The sequence below is a fragment of the Bradyrhizobium sp. USDA3516 genome, from assembly GCF_057651995.1.
In genome coordinates this window covers 1-16,884 of record NZ_JBYGYN010000004.1, presented here as the reverse complement: position 1 = coordinate 16,884, position 16,884 = coordinate 1, and the positions used below count along the sequence as shown (strand labels likewise).

The window sequence follows — 16,884 nt, the reverse complement described above, 5'->3', positions numbered from 1 at the left end:
ATGTCCACGTTCAGTTCGGCCTCCCGCCTTCGTCGCATCGCGACCTCCGCCCTACTGCTGGCGACTTGCGCCTTGGCGAGCGGCTGCTCCTCGATCGACCGCCTGTCGCAGATCGGCGAGCAGCCGAAGCTGTCGGCGATCGACAATCCGACCGCGCAGCCCGGCTACAAGCCGGTGCAGATGCCGATGCCCAAGCCCGAGGTCGCCTCCTACAATCCGAACTCGCTGTGGCGCAACGGCAGCCGCGCCTTCTTCAAGGACCAGCGCGCACGCCAGGTCGGCGATCTCCTGACCGTGACCGTGAACATCACTGACAAGGCCAACATCGAGAACGACACCTCGCGCAGCCGCTCCAACAAGGAAGATTCGGGAATCACCAACTTCATCGGCGCCAGCACCATTACCCAGGCCAACAAGATCCTGCCCGGCCGCGTCCTGACCGCCGACTCGACCTCGTCGAGCGAGGGCAAGGGCAGCGTCGACCGCAAGGAAGCCCTGCAGACCAACGTCGCCGCCGTGGTGACCCAGGTGCTGCCGAACGGCAACCTCGTCGTCGAAGGCAAGCAGGAGATCCGCGTCAATTTCGAAATTCGCGAGCTGATCGTCGCCGGCATCGTCCGCCCCGAGGACATCCAGAGCGACAACACGATCGATTCCACCAAGATCGCCCAGGCCCGCATCGCCTATGGCGGCCGCGGCCAGATCACCGACGTGCAGCAGCCGCGCTACGGCCAGCAGGTCATGGACGTGCTGCTGCCCTTCTAAACTTCTCCCGAGCTCCCACATCGTGCTCGCGAACTAAAGGCGCGAACGACGATGTACTACGCGGCCCTCGCTAGCTCCCCTGGCGAGGGCCGCATGTATTCTGCCTGCGCCGCCGACGCGGCGCAGGCTTCGCTCACAGCAGCATGATCCCGCGCGCTTGCGCCCACCGCTGGAGGATCTTGCTCTCCTCGGCAAACGGCGGGCGGTTCGCAAACCCGCGAACCTGAACCGCCCGGGAACGGGTATCAAGCTCGATAGTCAGCAGCCGCTGGACGTCACCCGAGGCACGGCGACGGAGCGACCAGATCGAGGCATGCCCGGCAATGCACTTTGTCGCGTAAGTGGCGACGCAGTGACGCATGCCCCGCGTCTCAGCCACGAGATCGGCTGCGGTCCGCAACTGGACCACAACATATTCTTCGCGCTTGGCCCGGTCCTTGGACGACTTGGTCCATGACCAGTCCGCGATCGCTGCACCGGGCCAACGGTCCTCGCTCTGCTCGGGGCCTGCTGCCAGCCCCCGCGCACGGTTTCGCGCCGCCTCGGCGCGACGGCGTGCGGCCTCGATACGAGCAATCGCATCGAGATCGCGATGCCATTCGCGCATCTGCCGCCCAAGCGAAACCAGTGAGCGCCCCTTGAGGGTGTACGCGGGATCGCGCCGGTGGCAATCGGCGAGGTAGTCATGGAAGTCGTCCATGTCCTCGACCGTGGTGGGATGCGCGCAGAAGAAGCGCACCACCTCGCGCCAGAAGCGATGCTGAGCACGCTGCGTCAGCGTGATCCTGGTGCGCGCGATCCGCATCGCAACAGCGGGATCGGCCGCATAGGAACGCGCAATCGCCTGCCAGATCGCGGCCTCGAAGCCGACCTTCCCCAGGGGATTGAGGAACGCATGGACCTCCTTGCGAGACAGCCATTCGGCCGCACCGACAGCGTAGAGCGAACCGCCGCCGGCCGCCGCGATGTACCAGCGCTTGCGCAAACGGATCTCGTCGCCGTCCAGTCCCGCGCCATCGATCCAGACCTGCTCCAAATGTTCTGCGACGGGATAGCGTGCAAAGAGATAGCGAGCCGCGGCAAGACGAAGACGCGCCGCATCGCGGGTCTTCATTCGCGGCTGCCAAGCCTCGGCATCGCGCACGATGTCTGCCTCGAAACCACGCCTGGCTTCGTAGATCGCGGTCTCGAAATCGGCTGGAGGACGCGTCCGCTGCGACACATGTCGCAGCGACAGCTCGTAGGCTTCAACCCGCGCGCGCTCGGCCTCCCGCCGGCGCTGAATCAATGACTGGGCCATTGTCGTTCAACATGATTGGATGACTGTCAGCCGGACGCACTGAGAGCGTCGGCACGGAATGTGTCGATCGCCACAAAGGACTCACGGCTGGTCTCCTCATTGTTAAACGCGCAGGTTGAATGGGACGGGGCTCATAGACCCGTTTGCCGGCGGGCGCAAGATGCGTCCCGTCTAAAATTCGGAAACTGCGCACAGCGAGAGAGCTCGCGACATTTTAGCAACGCTGTTGCCCAAACTCAGTCATTGCGAGCGCAGCGAAGCAATCCAGTCTGTCTCCGCAACAGGATTCTGGATTGCTTCGTCGCAAGAGCTCCTCGCAATGACGGAGAGTGCCGATGTGCCCCCTGCCCCCTCACGTAAATTCCGCCTCCACCACGCCGAGCCCGTCCAGCTCCATCCGCACCTTGTCGCCGGCTTTCAGCCACAGCGTCTTGACCAGGCTGCCGGTGAGCACGAGCTGCCCGGCGTGCAGCCCCTTGCCCTCGGCGGCGAGATGGTTGGCGAGCCAGGCGAGCGCATTGTGGGGATGGCCAAGCACGTCGGCGCCGGTGCCGTGGCTGACCTCCTCGCCGTTGAGAATCGCGCGGCCCTTGACCGCCTTGAGGTCCGGCACCGACGAGCGCGGGACCAAGGGACCCAGCACGCAGCCGGCGGCGAAGAAATCGTCGGCAATCAGGGTCGGCGCGCCCATCGTCTCCCATTTCACGTAGCGGTCATCGACGATCTCGATCGCGGGATGATAGGCCTCGACCGCCTCGCCGACCCATTCGGCCGTGAAAGGCGCCTCGCCGGCGGCAAGGTCGCGCTTCAGCCGCACCGCGATCTCGCATTCGACGCCGACCCGGACATAATTGGAGGCGGCGAGCTTCGCGCCGCTGTCATGGACGCCCTTCTGGAACACGCCGCCGCCGCAAGGGTGCGGGATGCCGATATAGTCCTGCATCACCTGGCTGGTGCAGCCGATCTTGTAGCCGACGAGCGGACCGACATGCGGCAGCAGCAGATCGTGCAGGGTGCGCTGGACCTGATAGCCCTCGGCTTCGTCCGCAGGGGGCCGCTCCAGCGCCGCGAGCGGGGCGTGGTTGCGGCGCGCCAGCGCGATCGCCTTTGCGGCTTCGAGAATCTTGTCCATCGGCGCCGCCTCCCACGCTACGCAGTCGAAGGGCGGCACTTCAGCATCCCCGCTCCGGCCTGACAAGCGCGGGTGGCGTGCCCTCACCCCTTGACGAGGCCGAGCCGGATCAGGCTCTCGGCGGTCGCAAGGATCGCCTCCTCATTGGAGCGCGCCTGCCAGCCGAGCAGCGACTTGGCCTTGGCGCTGGTGGAATGTCTCACCTTTCCGAGCATCGGCACGACTGCACGCAGCAGCGCAATCCGGCGCGCGGCCAGCCGCACCAGCCAGTCCGGCGCCTCGAGCCGCGGAACCCGGCGCGCCCGCGGCCCGAGTTCCCGCCGCAGCACGCGGGCGATGTCGAGGATCGACATCGTCTCGCCGGAGACAGCGATGAAACGCTCGCCTTTCGCCTCCGGCGCGGTCATCGCCCGCAGGTGCAACTCGGCGACGTCGCGGACGTCGACTACGCCGAAATAGACCCGCGGCACGGCCGGCATGGCACCGTCGAGCAGCGATTTGACGATCTCGATCGAGCCGGAGAAATCCGGCCCCAGCACCGGACCGAAGACAGCGGCAGGGTTGATCACCGACAGCTCCAGCCCATCCGCCTCGCGCGCGACGAAATCCCAGGCCGCCCGCTCGGCCAGCGTCTTGGACTTGATGTAGGGTTGGCCTTCGACACCGGCGAGATTGGTCCATTCGGTCTCGTCGAACGGCTTGTCGCGCGGCGGATGGCCGTAGCCGATCGCGCCCAGCGACGAGGTGATGACGACCCTTTTGACGCCGGCCGCGCGCGCGGCCCGGAGCACCCGGAGCGTTCCGTCGCGGGCGGGGATGATCATCTCGCTCTCGTCCGTCGGGACGGTGGTCGAGAGCGGGGACGCCACATGGAGCACGTAGTCGCAGCCCGCGACCGCCGCCTGCCAGCCGTCGTCCCGGGTCAGATCGGCGGTGACGAAGGCCACGCCCTCGGGCATCGCCGCCCCGCCCTCGCGCAACATGGCGATCACATCGGCCTGACGCTCCGGCCGGCGCACCGTCGTCCGCACGGCATGGCCGGCGGCCAGAAGTTGCAGGACGACATGGATGCCGACGAAGCCAGACCCGCCGGTGACCAGAACAGTGCTCATGACCCACATTCCCTCAAGCTGGAGGTCCTATTTGCGCCGATGAACGGCGCGGTTGGTTTTCGGCGCCTTGCGGCGCTCGATCGGCGGCATCATCCAGCACATGCTGACGACGCAGCTGCGCGAGCTCGAGCGTTTAAGGAAATATTGAGCTGGTCCAGGCTTTATGGGGAGGCCCGTCTTGAGACGTCGCAGCAGGCCTGATTGCAGCGATGCTTGATGCAGCTGGATCAGCGTCTCAACATCAGAGTCGATCTCGTTGATGCGACTCGCAAAATCTCCCGCACCTGAAGTGAAGGCTGTTTCTCATCCGAACTCACGTGAGCTCGGAGCAATCCAGTCTAGCCCGTTGATCGCGATTCACTTTTCGCGATCGCGCAATCGCCATGGTGGGTGCGACGGCAAGCCACGGGCAATATGCCGAGCATGGCGCGAAATGGCGCGCCTTGCGTCCAAAAACAAAGAGCCGCATCTCTGCGGCTCGGGACCTTATTCGTCGCGATAAACCTTCTCGCGTTTCTCGTGGCGCTCCTGCGCTTCCACCGAAAGCGTCGCGATGGGCCGGGCCTCGAGCCGCTTCAACGAGATCGGCTCGCCGGTTTCCTCGCAATAGCCGTAGGTGTTGTCCTCGATACGCTGGAGCGCGGCGTCGATCTTGGCGATCAATTTGCGCTGGCGGTCGCGGGCGCGGAGCTCGATGGCACGGTCGGTTTCGGACGAGGCCCGATCGGCGAGATCGGGGTGGTTCACGTTCTCCTCCTGCAGGGCTTGCAGGGTGAGCTTGGACTCTTTGAGGATCTCATCCTTCCAGGCGAGGAGCTTCAAACGGAAGTACTCCTTCTGCCGGTCGTTCATGAAAGGCTCTTTGTCGGTCGGTCGGTAGTTTTTCAACTTTTCCAAGGGAGGCCTATCTTCTTAAGCAACGACTCGCGGACGGACCGGGGTCCGTTGAGCCGGGCCTTATATAGTGGCCTCCCGTGACAGACAATATTTCCCTCACCGCCAGGTCCTCGCCCCCAAGCCCTTGCACAGGAAGGTTTATCCTTGAGGGCTCGGGGGCGGCTTGCGGACCTTAATAGCCGACCGTGAAGCGCTGCTTCAGGTGGGCTGGCTTTTCGATCTCGTCGGCAAGCGCAATGGCGTAGTCGGCGAAGGTGATCCAGCTCTTGCCGTTCGCATCTGCGAGAAGCTGGTCAGTCCCGAGCCGGAACTTGGCCGTGCGTTCTCCCTCCACGAACAGCGCCGAGGGTGAGATGAAGGTCCAGTTCAAGTCCTTTTCCTGCCGCAGCAGGTCCAGGAAGGCCGAGCCCGCCTCCGCTTCAGCCTTGTATTGGGCCGGAAAATTGGGAGTCGTGACCAGCTTCACGCCGGGTGCAACCTCAAGGCTCCCGGCGCCGCCCACCACGAGGTAGCGACCGACCTTGGAGTCCTTCGCCGCGCCGATCAGCTTGAGCGGATCACTGGCCAAGAAGTGCACGGAACTCACGGCGACGTCGTGACCGGCCCACAGCTTGGCGAGGCCCGCCTGGTCGAGCACGTCCCCCTTGGTCGGCGTGACGTTCGGCAGGGCCGCGATCTTGTCCGGGTTCCGGGCGATTGCCGTGACCGTGTGGCCGCGGCGGGACAGTTCCTTGGTGATCTCCGACCCCGCCCGGCCCGAGGCGCCGGCGACTGCGATTTTCATGGAAGGCTCCTTTGCTTCTGTGGTAACTGACGGTTACTAGATATCGCAAGGAGCGCTGGTGTTAAGAGAGCACTTTGTGCTTACCTAATTACGCCGAGGTAACTGAATCGCATACAACCGACGCGTGCACCCCAGGCAACGGTATGGATTTCCGAGGACCGACGATGAAACCCGACGTCTACGCAGCGAACTGCCCCACCCGCCAAATTCTCGATCGCGTCGGCGACAAATGGGCGGTGCTGATCCTCTTGCTCCTGCGCGAGGAGCCGATGCGCTTCAATCAGCTGCGCCGCACGATTGAAGGCATCTCGCAGAAGATGCTGAGCCAGGTGCTCAAGTCGCTCGAACGCGACGGCCTGATCAGGCGCCGTGCCATCGCGACCGTGCCCGTGACGGTGGAATATTCGATCACCCAGCTCGGGCTGACGCTCGCGGCGGCGGTGGATCCCTTGCGCGATTGGGCCGAGCAGAATCTGACAGACGTGCTCGCCGCCCAGCGGCGCTATGATGCGCAGCTGAAGGAGGAAGCGGCGTAAGACAGCCTGCGCGATTACGCCTGTCCGGCCTTGGCCAGCTCGACCTCGACCCGCAGCTCGATCTCGGAGAGCACCGCATCGAGACCGGCATCGCCTGAGGACGATTTCAGGTTGGCCGCCGCATCACGCAGCCGCATCACGGTCGAGGCGTCGAGATTGCCCGACAGCAGCCCCATTTTGAGATCGTCGAGCACGTCGAGCGCAGTCCTGCCGCGTGCGACCGAGCGCTTGCGGCGCTCGACCGGATCCTCTTCGACACCCTGCAACGCCAGCAGCGCATCGATGTTGGCCGCCGCCTTCGGTGCGGCAGCGCTGCGCGTCTCCTGCGCCGATGAGGTGTCGGGCAGCACGAAGCTGCCGGAGCCCGTCCGCCTGGCCTGGCTGGCGGGCGTGCCAAGCGTGGTGCCGTTCGGTCCGTAGATGCGCATCGGCAAGAATCCGGGTGATCGATGCCTCACCTTCGCTGTCTTATGGTTAACGGTGCGTAAACGGCCCGGCAAAATCTGCCGACAGGCGGCAGTTTCGCTCCTCACGGCGAACCAGTGCTGACAGCGGTCGAAACAGATTTATTCAACCTATTCAGCGACCTACCCTCGCCGCCCCACGTTGGCACAGCGCTCGCAAGGAAAGCGCCGGACCAGCTCGTCATGGGAGTGTCGTGCACGTCCTGTCCGATTTGAGGGGCCTTTTCTGAGAGGCCTTGGGGAGCAGAGATGCCAGGCGTTCGTTGGGTGAGGATTGTTGGGTTGGCCTGCGCCGCGCTGTCGGCGCTGGCGCTGTCGGTCACCTCGGCGGCGGCGACATCGCGCATCAAGGATCTCGCCAATATCGAGGGCGTGCGGCAGAACCAGCTCATCGGCTACGGCCTCGTCGTCGGCCTCAACGGCACCGGCGACACGCTCAACAACATCCCCTTCACCAAGCAGTCGCTGCAGGCGATGCTCGAGCGCATGGGCGTCAACATCCGCGGCGCCACCATCCGCACCGGCAACGTCGCCGCCGTCATGGTCACGGGCAACCTGCCGGCCTTCGCCACCCAGGGCACGCGCATGGACGTCACCGTGTCCGCGCTCGGCGATGCCAAGAATCTCCAGGGCGGCACCCTGCTGGTCACCCCCCTGCTCGGCGCCGACGGCAACGTCTATGCGGTGGCGCAGGGCTCGCTCGCGATCTCCGGCTTCCAGGCCGAGGGCGAGGCCGCCAAGATCGTGCGCGGCGTCCCGACGGTGGGGCGCATCGCCAACGGCGCCATCATCGAGCGCGAGATCGAGTTCGCGCTCAACCGGCTGCCGAACGTCCGCCTGGCGCTGCGCAACCCCGACTTCACCACCGCCAAGCGCATCGCGGCCGCGGTCAACGACTATCTCGGCGTCAAGACCGCCGAGCCGATCGATCCCTCGACGGTGCAGCTGTCGATCCCGCCCGAGTTCAAGGGCAACGTCGTCGCTTTCCTCACCGAGATCGAGCAGCTGCAGGTCGACCCTGATCTCGCCGCCAAGATCGTCATCGACGAGCGCAGCGGCATCATCGTGATGGGCCGCGACGTCCGCGTCGCCACCGTCGCGGTGGCGCAGGGCAACCTCACGGTCACGATCTCCGAGAGCCCGCAGGTGAGCCAGCCCAATCCGCTGTCGCGCGGCCGTACCGTCGTCGCGCCGCGCAGCAGCGTCACCGTCACCGAGGACGGCAAGAAGCTGGCGCTCGTCAAGGACGGCGTCTCGCTGCAGCAGCTCGTCGACGGCCTCAACGGCCTCGGCATCGGCCCCCGCGACATGATCAGCATCCTCCAGGCGATCAAGGCCGCCGGCGCCATCGAAGCCGACATCGAGGTGATGTGATGCAGACCAGCGCGATCAACACCCCTCGCCTCGCCACCGCTTCGGCCTTCTCGGTCGAGAGCCGCAACGGCCGGCCGGACTTCGAGCTCGCCGCCGCACTGCAAAAGGTCTCGCCGCAGCAACAGGCAAAGGCGCAGAAGACCGCCACCGACTTCGAGGCGATGTTCCTCAACAGCATGTTCGCGCAGATGACCTCGGGCCTGAAGGGCGAAGGCCCGTTCGGCGACACGCCCGGCACCGGCGTGTGGCGCTCGATGCTGACCGAGCAATATTCCCAGAACTTCGCCAAGGCGGGCGGCGTCGGCGTCGCCAGCGACGTCTACCGTACCCTGATCCTGCAGCAGGCGAAAACGATCCGCACGGCATAAGGTCAAACGAGATGAACCATTTCAACGCGTCACGTCAGCCGATGCAGGCCCAGCGTCCGGGCAGCGCGCCCGTCAGCAGCGAGGCGCGCAAGCTCGCCGAAGATCTGATGGACGCAATGAGCGCCCTGCTCGGATTGATCGAGCGCGAGACCGAGCTCGTCCGCGCCGGCAAGGTCCGCGAGGCGATGACGCTCGAGGGCAAGAAGCAGGAATTGTCGCGCAGCTACGTCAGCGCAGTCGGCCAGCTGAAGGCAAACCAGGGCCAGCTCGCGAAGTCCGCGCCGGAGCTGCTCTCGACGCTGCATCGCCACCACGATGCGTTCCGCGCGATGCTTCAGGTCAATCTCACCGTGCTCGCGACCGCGCACGCGGTTTCCGAAAGCGTCGTGCGCGGCGTCAACGCCGAGATTCAGAAGCGCAACGTGCCGAACACCTATACGGCCGCCGGACGCAGCGCAGCGCCAGGTCCGCGCCATATCACGCCGCTGGCGGTCAGCCGCTCGCTCTGAGCAGCAAAAGAACAACCGACAATTTTAAGAAAAACCGCGCGGCGATGGCGTCGCGAGGTTAGGCACGTTTCCTTACCGGGTGTTCAGTCCTGGTGTTCCATGCTTGCGTGATTAGAGGGGTTGGGATTTGACTCACGTAAGGCAACCAGGAGGCTGCCATGAGTACAGATTTCAGCATCAGGCCGGTGGGGATCCCGGCCCCCGTGCAGATCGTACCGACGTCGAATTCGGCGGCGAACGAGGCTGTGCAAACTGATCTGCCGGTGAGGCAAACGGTCGCCGCAAGCGATACGAGCGCGCCGGTGCGCAATGATTTGCCGAACCAAGAGAACATCTCGCGCCAGGTCGTGTTCGACCAGGCGGCTGCATCGTTCGTTTTCCAGGTCGTCAACGAGAAGACCGAGGCTGTGGTCAATCAGTTCCCCGACGAAGCGATGCTGCGCCGGCGGGCCTATTTCCATGCCCTGGATAGGCAATCCGAACCCTCGCGTCCGCTCAGCACCGACCGCAGCGCCTGACGATTACGCGATCGATGCCGGAGCTTCTGCTCTGCGTCTGACCGTCACCGGTCAGCGCGGAGTTCGCATGCCGAGGCAAGACCACCAGCCGTGATCAGCTCCTGCCGACATCGCGAGTTTCGCCGATGTGCTTGTGATGGCGACCATCACGAATCCGGTCACGGCCGTCCGGACAGGCCTGCCGCGATATTGCGGTTGATCTCGATCAGCGGACGGAAGTGATCGAACTGCGGGCTCATCTGCAGCGCGGCGGTCTGGCTCAGCACGAACACGCTGATGTTGGCGATCTTCTGCCGGACGTCGATCGGCTGCGGATTGCTGTCGCGCATCGCCTCGCTCAGGAAGATGGTCCAGAGCTTGCGGTTGAACATCAGGGCCTGCATGGTCTGCTCGCTGAGCGGATCGGCGTTGTTCACCGCGTCCTGGAGCTTGTTGGCGGCCTTCAGCAGGGTCTGCGCCTCGATGTCGCGAGGAGATGCGGTGGTGGTTGCAACACGCGCATAAGCCGAGGCAGCGGAATTCGACATCAATCACACCCTGGAGGTTACCTAGCGCGTTGTACGCGCTTAAGGATTTCTTTCCCAACCCTAGGCAGCACCGCTTAAGATTTGCTTACGTACCGTGCTTGGAAGTACTCCGCAGAATTACGGGGCGCGGAGTCCTTCGTCGGCGCAACGCTAGATTCACGCACGCACGATGTAAACTCGTTCGGCGTCATGCGCGTCGATCTCGGCTAATCTCGTCTTAGCGATCTTGCTCAAAAGAACGGCGGAGCATCAGCTCCGCCGCGAAATCTCGAATAGCGAAGTTGCGCTGCGGAATTAGCGGAGCAGCTGCAGCACGCTCTGCTGCGACTGGTTGGCCAGCGACAGCGCGGAGACCGCGATCGACTGTCGCGTCGACAGCGCCTGGCTGTTGGCCGCTTCCTCGTTGGTGTCGGCGAGCGTCAGGTTGGACGAGCCGGTCTGCAGCACGTTGATCAGGTTCTTGGAGAAGTCCTGACGCACCTGCACGATCGACAGGTTCGAACCAAGCGTGGAGCCCTGCGAGCGCAGCGTGCTCGAGGCCGCGTTCAGGCTGGCCAGCACCCTGTTGGTGGCACCGTTGTCGATGAAATCGACGCCGTTGACGAGATTGCTGAGACCGAGGCCCGCCGCATTGAACACCACGCCGTTGATGCTGAGCGTCGAGCTGCCGGTCTCGTTGAAGACCAGCTTCAGCGTGTCGCCATTGAGCAGGTTGACGCCGTTGAAGGAGGAGTCCTGCGAGGTCGTGTCGATCTGGGCCAGAATGTTGTTGAACTGGTTGACCAGGTTGGAGCGCGCGGTCTGCGCCACGGGATCCTGGACCGGCGGCTGCGCGGTGGTGAAGGCGAGAACGCCGGTGATCGTGCCGCCGACCGCGCCGCCCGCGATCGTCGAGCCGAGCGTCGAAGAAGCGTATTCGTTGACCGTGGTCACCGTGAGCACGCCGTTCGCGTCGATCGTCGCGGTCAGGTGGTTGGCCTGAAGCTGGGCGTTGAGCTGATCCAGCGTCTTGACCGTGCCGTTGGTGCCGTCGCCGAAGGTGACGTTGACAGGCGTGCCGCCGTTGAAGGAGGTGAAGGTCAGGGTCTTGCCGCTGATGCCGCCGACGCCGGAGGTGCGGGCCGCGGTGAAGGCGGTCGCCGTTCCCGTGTTGCCGCTGAGACCGAACGCGCTGAGCGCATTGCCGGTGCCGGTAATGGAGAGATCGGCATTGATGCCGGTCGAGAGCGCAAGCTGACCGCTGCTGTTGACCGACGACGGGATCTGGCCCGCGGTGGTCGAGATGGTTGCCGCGCCATTGAAGATGCTGGCGGTCTTGACGCCGGTGGCGAGGTCGACCGCGTTGAGCAGATCGGTCAGCGTCGCGCTCTGGATGTAGACCGTCGAGTTACCGTTGCCGTCGGTGACGACGTTGCCGCTGACGCCATAGCCGGTGGCCACGCTCGCTGTCGATTGCGGCGTCTGCGCGTTCTTGAAGGTGATGGTCTTGCCGCCGATGTTCAGCGTCGAGCCGTCCTGGACCAGGGTGCCGAGCGAACCCGCGGTCGTCGAGCGGTTCGCGGTCACGTTCGCGTTGCCCGCGCCGGTCGCGGAGGTCAGGCCGAGTGCTTTGAGGAAGTCGGCCTTGCCCGTCACGCTGAGATCGGCGCCGGTCGAGCTCTTCAACGTCACCGCGCCGCCGCCCGATATGGACGATGCCACCTGGAGCGTGCCGACGGGACCCGCCGAACCGCTGACCGCGAATGTGGCCGCGCCTGCGCTGATGGTTGCGGTCTTGACGCCGCTGGCAAGGTCAATGGCGGTGAGGACGTCGTTGACGGTCGCTAGGGGCGCGGCCGCCGTTCCCTGATAAATGATCGAATTGCCGTTGCCGTCGGTGGCGATGTGCCCGGAGGCATCGAGGCCCCAACCGGTCGGCTGGGTGCTCGGAGCAGTGCCCGTGCGGAAGGTGATGGTCTTGCCGTTCACCGTGATGGTGTCGCCATCCGCGGGCGGCGTGCTGAACGTGGTCGATGCCGTGGTGCCGACCAGCGTCGCCGTGCCGGACAGTGCGGTGGTGCCGTCGGCGGCGAGCGCGGCCGTGCCGGTAAAGGTGCCGGCGGTCGAGCCGAGCGAGGCGCCGAGTGCGGCAGTTCCCGTGACCGGGGTCACGCCGCCGGCAGCGCCAGTATAGAGCACGTTGCTCTTGGCGGTCGCGCTCGCATACGAGGTCGTGCCGCGCAGGTCGGCGGGCGTCGCGCCGGGAATCGTGGTGGAGACGTTCGACTTGGTGGAATAGCCGACCGTGGTCTGCAGCGCCTGGTTGGCGATCGATTTGGCGCTGTCGATCAGCTTCTGCAGCGAGGTGATGCCGGTGTTGGCCGCCTGCAGCACCTGGACACCGTTATTGATGCCGTCGAGCAGGTTGCTGATGTCGCTCGCCCGGTTGTCCAGCCCCTGCGCCGTGAAGAAGTTGGTGGGATTGTCGAGCGCCGTGTTGACCTTCTTGCCGGTCGACAGCCGCTCCTGCGTCGTGGCCAGCAAGTCGGCCGTCGACTGCAGCGACAACAGGTTCTGGCGAACTGACGCCGAGAGAACGATGTTGGACATTGGCGAGTCTTCCTCTTGAACCGGATACGAATCGGCCGCGCGGACTTGAAAGCCGGCCTTTTGTCCAGTTTTAGGAGGTGTCCTTTAAAGTATGGTTAACGGCGGTTTAAGAGATAGGGTTAACCGCGGATGAACGTCCCTACCCGCGCTCAGACGCAAGAAAAAGCGGCGGGGCAACAGGCCCCGCCGCTCGATTTTATCCAGTGATTTCAGCTGCTTGTTAGCGGAGCAGCTGGAGCACGCTCTGCTGCGAGGTGTTGGCCAGCGACAGCGCGGAGACCGCGATCGACTGGCGGGTCGACAGCGCCTGGCTGTTCGCCGCCTCGACGTTGGTGTCGGCCAGGGTCAGGTTGGACGAGCCCGTCTGCAGCACGTTGATCAGGTTCTTGTTGAAGTCCTGACGGATCTGCACCACCGAGAGGTTCGAGCCCAGGCTCGAGGCCTGCGAGCGCAGCGTGCTCGAGGCGGCGTTGAGGTTGGTCAGCACCCGGTTGGCGGCGGCGTTGTCGATGAAGTCGACGCCGACGGTCAACGAGGCGAGGCCGAGACCCTTGGAATTATAGGTCACGCCCGTGATGTTCAGGCTCGACTTCGCGGTCTCGTCGAACACCAGCTTGAGCTGATCGCCGTTCAAGAGGTTGACGCCGTTGAACGAGGAGTCCTGCGCGGTGGTGTCGATCTGGTTGAGGATATTGTTGAACTGAGACACCAGATTGGCACGCGCCGTCTGGGCAACGCCATCCTGGACGGGCGTGGACGCCGTCGAGAAGGTCAGGGCCGAGGTGAGCGTGCCGCCGATCGCACCGCCGGCTGCCGTCGAGCCCAGCGTCGAGGACGCATAGTCGTTGGATGCCGTGATGGTCAACAGGCCGTTGGCATCGATCGTCGCAGCCAGGTTGTTGGCCTGCAGCTTGGTGTTGAGCTGATCGAGCGTCTTGACCGTGCCGTTAGTGCCGTCGCCGAAGGTGACGTTGACCGCCGTGCCGCCATTGAAGGAGGTGAAGGTCAAGGTCTTGCCAGCGATGCCGCCGATGCCGGAGGTGCGCGCCGCGGTGAAGGCGGTCGCAGTTCCGGTGTTGCCGGCGAGGCCGAGCACGTTCAGCACATTGCCGGTGCCGGTGATCGCCAGGTCGGCGTTGATACCGGTCGAGAGCTTGAGCTGACCGGACGTATTGATCGTCGAGTTCGACTGGCCGGTCGCGGTCGCGAGCGTCGCAACGCCGCTGGCGCTGATCGTCGCAGTCTGCACGCCAGTGGCAAGGTCGATCGCCTTCAGCACGTCGTTGACCGTGCCGCCCTGCAAATAGACCGTCGAGTTGCCGTTGCCGTCGGTGACGACCGCACCATTCGCACCATATCCGCTCGGAACGCTCGGCGCACCGGTCGAGCCCGGGATCGGCGCGTTCTTGAAGGTGATGACGTGGCCGTTGACGTTCAGCGTCGAACCGTCGGTGATCGTCGCACCGAGTGAGGCCGAGGTCGTGGTCCGGTTGACGTTGACGGTAGCATTGCCGCCGCCGACCGATGCGCTCAGGCCGAGAGCCTTGAGCAGGTCGGCCCTGCCGGTGACGCTGAGATCCGCACCCGTCGAGCTTCTCAGCGTGACGGCACCGCCGCCAACGCTCGAAGCGGTCTGGTTGTTGCTCGTGGCAATCGTCGCAGCACCGGCGCTGATGGCGACCGTCTTGACGCCGCTGGCGAGATCGACCGCGGTCAACAGGTCGTCGACCGTCGCAGTCGGGGCGCCGGCAGTGCCGAGATAAACGGTGGTGTTGCCGTTGCCGTCGGTGACGAGGCGGCCGCTGACACCCGAGCCGGCCGGAACGGCGGCCGCCGCCGGAGCGGTACCGCTGCGGAAGGTGATGGTCTTGCCGTTGACGGTCAGCGTGTCGCCGTCGGCGGGCTGGGCGTTGCCGAGCAGGCCGGTTGCGGTCGTGCCGTTGGTGGCGATCAGGGTGATGGTGCCGGTCAGGGCCGTGGTGCCGTCGCCGGCCGTCGCCGCCGTGCCCGTGAACGCGCCGATGGTGGCGCCGAGCGTCGTGGTGCCGGTCGCCGCCGTGGTGCCGCCAGCCGTGCCGTTATACAGCACGTTGCTGCTCGCCGTCGCGCTGGCGAACGAAGTCGTGCCGCGCAGGTCGGCCGCGGTCGCACCTGCAATGGTGGTGGAGACGTTCGACTTGGTGGAATAGCCGACCGTGGTCTGCAGCGCCTGGTTGGCGATCGACTTGGCAGAGTCGATCAGCTTCTGCAGCGAGGTCAGGCCGGTGTTGGCGGCCTGCAGCACCTGCACGCCGTTGGCGATGCCGTCGAGCAGATTGTTGATGTCGCTGGCGCGGTTGTCGAGCGACTGTGCGGTGAAGAAGTTGGTGGGATTGTCCAGGGCCGAGTTGACGCTCTTGCCGGTCGACAGACGGTTCTGTGTGGTGGCGAGAAGATCGGCGGTGGACTGGAGAGAGAGCAGGTTCTGACGAACCGACGCAGAGAGAACAATACCGGACATGACTCTTACCCTTCTGGCTTACGCGTCTTCGTTCGATCGCTTCCGGATCGAGTGACTGGGCCAGCGTGCCGTGACATGGCTAACAAAGGGTGAAACGCACGCGGTCGGGATAAGCGCCGGTTCACCATAAGCAAGCCAACGGCACGAGCACGGCCGGCAATCTGACTGAAAACACTGGCGATTCCTGGCGCTTACGCTCCATTAACCATAACCGCTGGTTACTATTCGCGCCTCGCCTGCTCCTTCCATCTGCGAGCAACAAGCAAAAAGAAAGCGGCGGGGCCGAAGCCCCGCCGCCGTGATCGTCTTGCGATGTCGTCCGCGATTTAGCGGAGCAGCTGCAGCACGCTCTGCTGCGACTGGTTGGCCAGCGACAGCGCGGAGACCGCGATCGACTGGCGGGTCGACAGCGCCTGGCTGTTGGCGGCCTCGACGTTGGTGTCGGCGAGCGTCAGGTTGGACGAGCCGGTCTGCAGCACGTTGATCAGGTTCTTGTTGAAGTCCTGACGAACCTGCACAATCGTCAGGTTCGAGCCGAGGCTCGAGGCCTGCGAGCGCAACGTGCTCGAGGCGGCGTTGAGGTTGGTCAGCACCTTGTTGGTGGCAGCGTTGTCGATGAAGTCGACACCGCTGGTCAGCGCAGCGAGGCCCAGACCCTTGGAGTTGTAGGTCACGCCGGTGATGCTGAGGCTCGACTTGGCAGTTTCGTCGAACACCAGCTTGAGCTGGTCGCCGTTCAAGAGGTTGACGCCGTTGAACGAGGAGTCCTGCGCAGTCGAGTCGATCTGCTGGAGGATGTTGTTGAACTGATTGACCAGATTGGCACGCGAGGTCTGGGCAACCGTATCCTGGACGGGGGTGGAAGCCGTCGAGAACGTCAGCGACGTCGTCAGCGTGCCGCCGATCGCACCGCCAGCGGTGGCCGATCCGATGGTCGAGGACGCGTAGTCGTTGGTGGTCGAGACCGTCAGCAGGCCATTGGCGTCGATCGTCGCCGTCAGGTTGTTGGCCTGCAGCTTGGTGTTGAGCTGATCGAGCGTCTTGACCGTGCCGTTGGTGCCGTCGCCGAAGGTGACGTTGACCGCCGTGCCGCCATTGAAGGAGGTGAAGGTCAAGGTCTTGCCGCTGATGCCGCCGATCCCGGAGGTGCGCGCCGCGGTGAAGGCGGTCGCAGTTCCGGTGTTGCCGGCGAGGCCGAGCGCATTCAGCGCATTGCCGGTGCCGGTGATCGACAGGTCGGCATTGACGCCGGTCGAGAGCTTCAGCTGGCCCGAGGCGTTGACCGACGAGTTGGTCTGGCCGGAGGCCGTCGCCAGCGTCGCGGCGCCGTTGGCGCCGATCGTCGCGGTCTGCACGCCGGTGGCGAGGTCGATCGCCTTCAGCACGTCGTTGACCGTGCCGCCCTGCAGGTAGACCGTCGAGTTGCCGCTGCCGTCGGTGAGGATGTTACCGCTCGCACCAAAACCGGTCGGAACGCTCGGCGCACCGGTCGAGCCCGGGATCGGCGCG

17 protein-coding genes are annotated in these 16,884 nt (G+C 64.9%); 7 read left to right on the top strand and 10 right to left on the bottom strand.

Annotated elements, in window-relative coordinates; translation table 11 throughout:
* Positions 1 to 765 (top strand): flagellar basal body L-ring protein FlgH, encoded by a 765-nt coding sequence (gene flgH, locus AC24YW_RS14215; protein ID WP_487483332.1) that lies wholly within the window; start codon positions 1 to 3, stop codon positions 763 to 765.
* A gap of 133 nt (positions 766 to 898) precedes the next feature.
* On the opposite strand, the gene AC24YW_RS14210 is transcribed toward flgH, so the two are convergent.
* The 3 genes from AC24YW_RS14210 to AC24YW_RS14200 all read right to left on the bottom strand — a co-directional run bounded on the left by AC24YW_RS14210 (position 899) and on the right by AC24YW_RS14200 (position 4,309).
* A complete protein-coding gene (locus tag AC24YW_RS14210; protein ID WP_487483331.1) occupies positions 899 to 2,065 on the bottom strand; it encodes a PcfJ domain-containing protein in 1,167 nt (388 codons plus the stop codon).
* A gap of 352 nt (positions 2,066 to 2,417) precedes the next feature.
* On the bottom strand, positions 2,418 to 3,197 hold the full coding sequence (locus AC24YW_RS14205) for a 2-keto-4-pentenoate hydratase (protein ID WP_487483330.1): 780 nt from the start codon (positions 3,195 to 3,197) through the stop codon (positions 2,418 to 2,420).
* An 83-nt stretch (positions 3,198 to 3,280) separates the two neighbouring features.
* Positions 3,281 to 4,309 (bottom strand): SDR family oxidoreductase, encoded by a 1,029-nt coding sequence (locus AC24YW_RS14200; protein WP_487483329.1) that lies wholly within the window; start codon positions 4,307 to 4,309, stop codon positions 3,281 to 3,283.
* A 52-nt stretch (positions 4,310 to 4,361) separates the two neighbouring features.
* Between AC24YW_RS14200 and AC24YW_RS14195 the strand changes: the two genes are divergently transcribed.
* Complete coding sequence (locus AC24YW_RS14195; RefSeq protein ID WP_487483328.1) at positions 4,362 to 4,457, top strand: winged helix-turn-helix transcriptional regulator; 96 nt, start codon at positions 4,362 to 4,364, stop codon at positions 4,455 to 4,457.
* A gap of 338 nt (positions 4,458 to 4,795) precedes the next feature.
* Here AC24YW_RS14195 and dksA read toward each other — a convergent pair whose 3' ends face one another.
* Positions 4,796 to 5,161 (bottom strand): RNA polymerase-binding protein DksA, encoded by a 366-nt coding sequence (gene dksA, locus AC24YW_RS14190; RefSeq protein ID WP_085966600.1) that lies wholly within the window; start codon positions 5,159 to 5,161, stop codon positions 4,796 to 4,798.
* A 217-nt stretch (positions 5,162 to 5,378) separates the two neighbouring features.
* Positions 5,379 to 5,990, bottom strand: coding sequence for an NAD(P)-dependent oxidoreductase (locus AC24YW_RS14185; protein ID WP_487483327.1), 612 nt, complete (start codon positions 5,988 to 5,990; stop codon positions 5,379 to 5,381).
* A 164-nt stretch (positions 5,991 to 6,154) separates the two neighbouring features.
* Here AC24YW_RS14185 and AC24YW_RS14180 point away from each other — a divergent pair, with 164 nt between their 5' ends.
* On the top strand, positions 6,155 to 6,526 hold the full coding sequence (locus tag AC24YW_RS14180; protein WP_487483326.1) for a winged helix-turn-helix transcriptional regulator: 372 nt from the start codon (positions 6,155 to 6,157) through the stop codon (positions 6,524 to 6,526).
* A gap of 14 nt (positions 6,527 to 6,540) precedes the next feature.
* On the opposite strand, the gene AC24YW_RS14175 is transcribed toward AC24YW_RS14180, so the two are convergent.
* Entirely contained in the window at positions 6,541 to 6,954 is a 414-nt protein-coding gene (locus AC24YW_RS14175) for a flagellar assembly protein FliX (RefSeq protein WP_197951311.1), read from the bottom strand.
* 285 nt (positions 6,955 to 7,239) lie between these two features.
* Between AC24YW_RS14175 and AC24YW_RS14170 the strand changes: the two genes are divergently transcribed.
* From AC24YW_RS14170 to AC24YW_RS14155, 4 genes are all read left to right on the top strand, one after another.
* Complete coding sequence (locus tag AC24YW_RS14170) at positions 7,240 to 8,364, top strand: flagellar basal body P-ring protein FlgI (RefSeq protein ID WP_487483325.1); 1,125 nt, start codon at positions 7,240 to 7,242, stop codon at positions 8,362 to 8,364.
* Positions 8,364 to 8,732 carry a flagellar assembly peptidoglycan hydrolase FlgJ gene (gene flgJ / locus AC24YW_RS14165; RefSeq protein WP_487483324.1) on the top strand — a complete coding sequence of 123 codons (369 nt, stop codon included), beginning with the start codon at positions 8,364 to 8,366 and terminating at the stop codon, positions 8,730 to 8,732. Before AC24YW_RS14170 ends, flgJ begins: the two co-directional genes overlap by 1 nt.
* 11 nt (positions 8,733 to 8,743) lie before the next feature.
* A complete protein-coding gene (locus AC24YW_RS14160) occupies positions 8,744 to 9,241 on the top strand; it encodes a hypothetical protein (RefSeq protein ID WP_487483323.1) in 498 nt (165 codons plus the stop codon).
* A 158-nt stretch (positions 9,242 to 9,399) separates the two neighbouring features.
* The gene (locus AC24YW_RS14155) at positions 9,400 to 9,759 is read left to right on the top strand and encodes a hypothetical protein (RefSeq protein WP_487483322.1); all 360 of its coding nucleotides are present in this window, start codon (positions 9,400 to 9,402) and stop codon (positions 9,757 to 9,759) included.
* Between the two features lie 158 nt (positions 9,760 to 9,917).
* Here AC24YW_RS14155 and flaF read toward each other — a convergent pair whose 3' ends face one another.
* The 4 genes from flaF to AC24YW_RS14135 all read right to left on the bottom strand — a co-directional run.
* Positions 9,918 to 10,286: a flagellar biosynthesis regulator FlaF gene (flaF, locus tag AC24YW_RS14150; protein ID WP_018642830.1), complete on the bottom strand. Its 369-nt coding sequence runs from the start codon at positions 10,284 to 10,286 to the stop codon at positions 9,918 to 9,920.
* Between the two features lie 294 nt (positions 10,287 to 10,580).
* Positions 10,581 to 12,875, bottom strand: coding sequence for a DUF1522 domain-containing protein (locus AC24YW_RS14145; RefSeq protein ID WP_487483321.1), 2,295 nt, complete (start codon positions 12,873 to 12,875; stop codon positions 10,581 to 10,583).
* A gap of 220 nt (positions 12,876 to 13,095) precedes the next feature.
* Positions 13,096 to 15,375 carry a DUF1522 domain-containing protein gene (locus AC24YW_RS14140; RefSeq protein WP_487483320.1) on the bottom strand — a complete coding sequence of 760 codons (2,280 nt, stop codon included), beginning with the start codon at positions 15,373 to 15,375 and terminating at the stop codon, positions 13,096 to 13,098.
* A gap of 326 nt (positions 15,376 to 15,701) precedes the next feature.
* Positions 15,702 to 16,884 (bottom strand): DUF1522 domain-containing protein (locus tag AC24YW_RS14135; protein ID WP_487483319.1); only part of this gene is annotated, 1,183 nt, incomplete at its 5' end.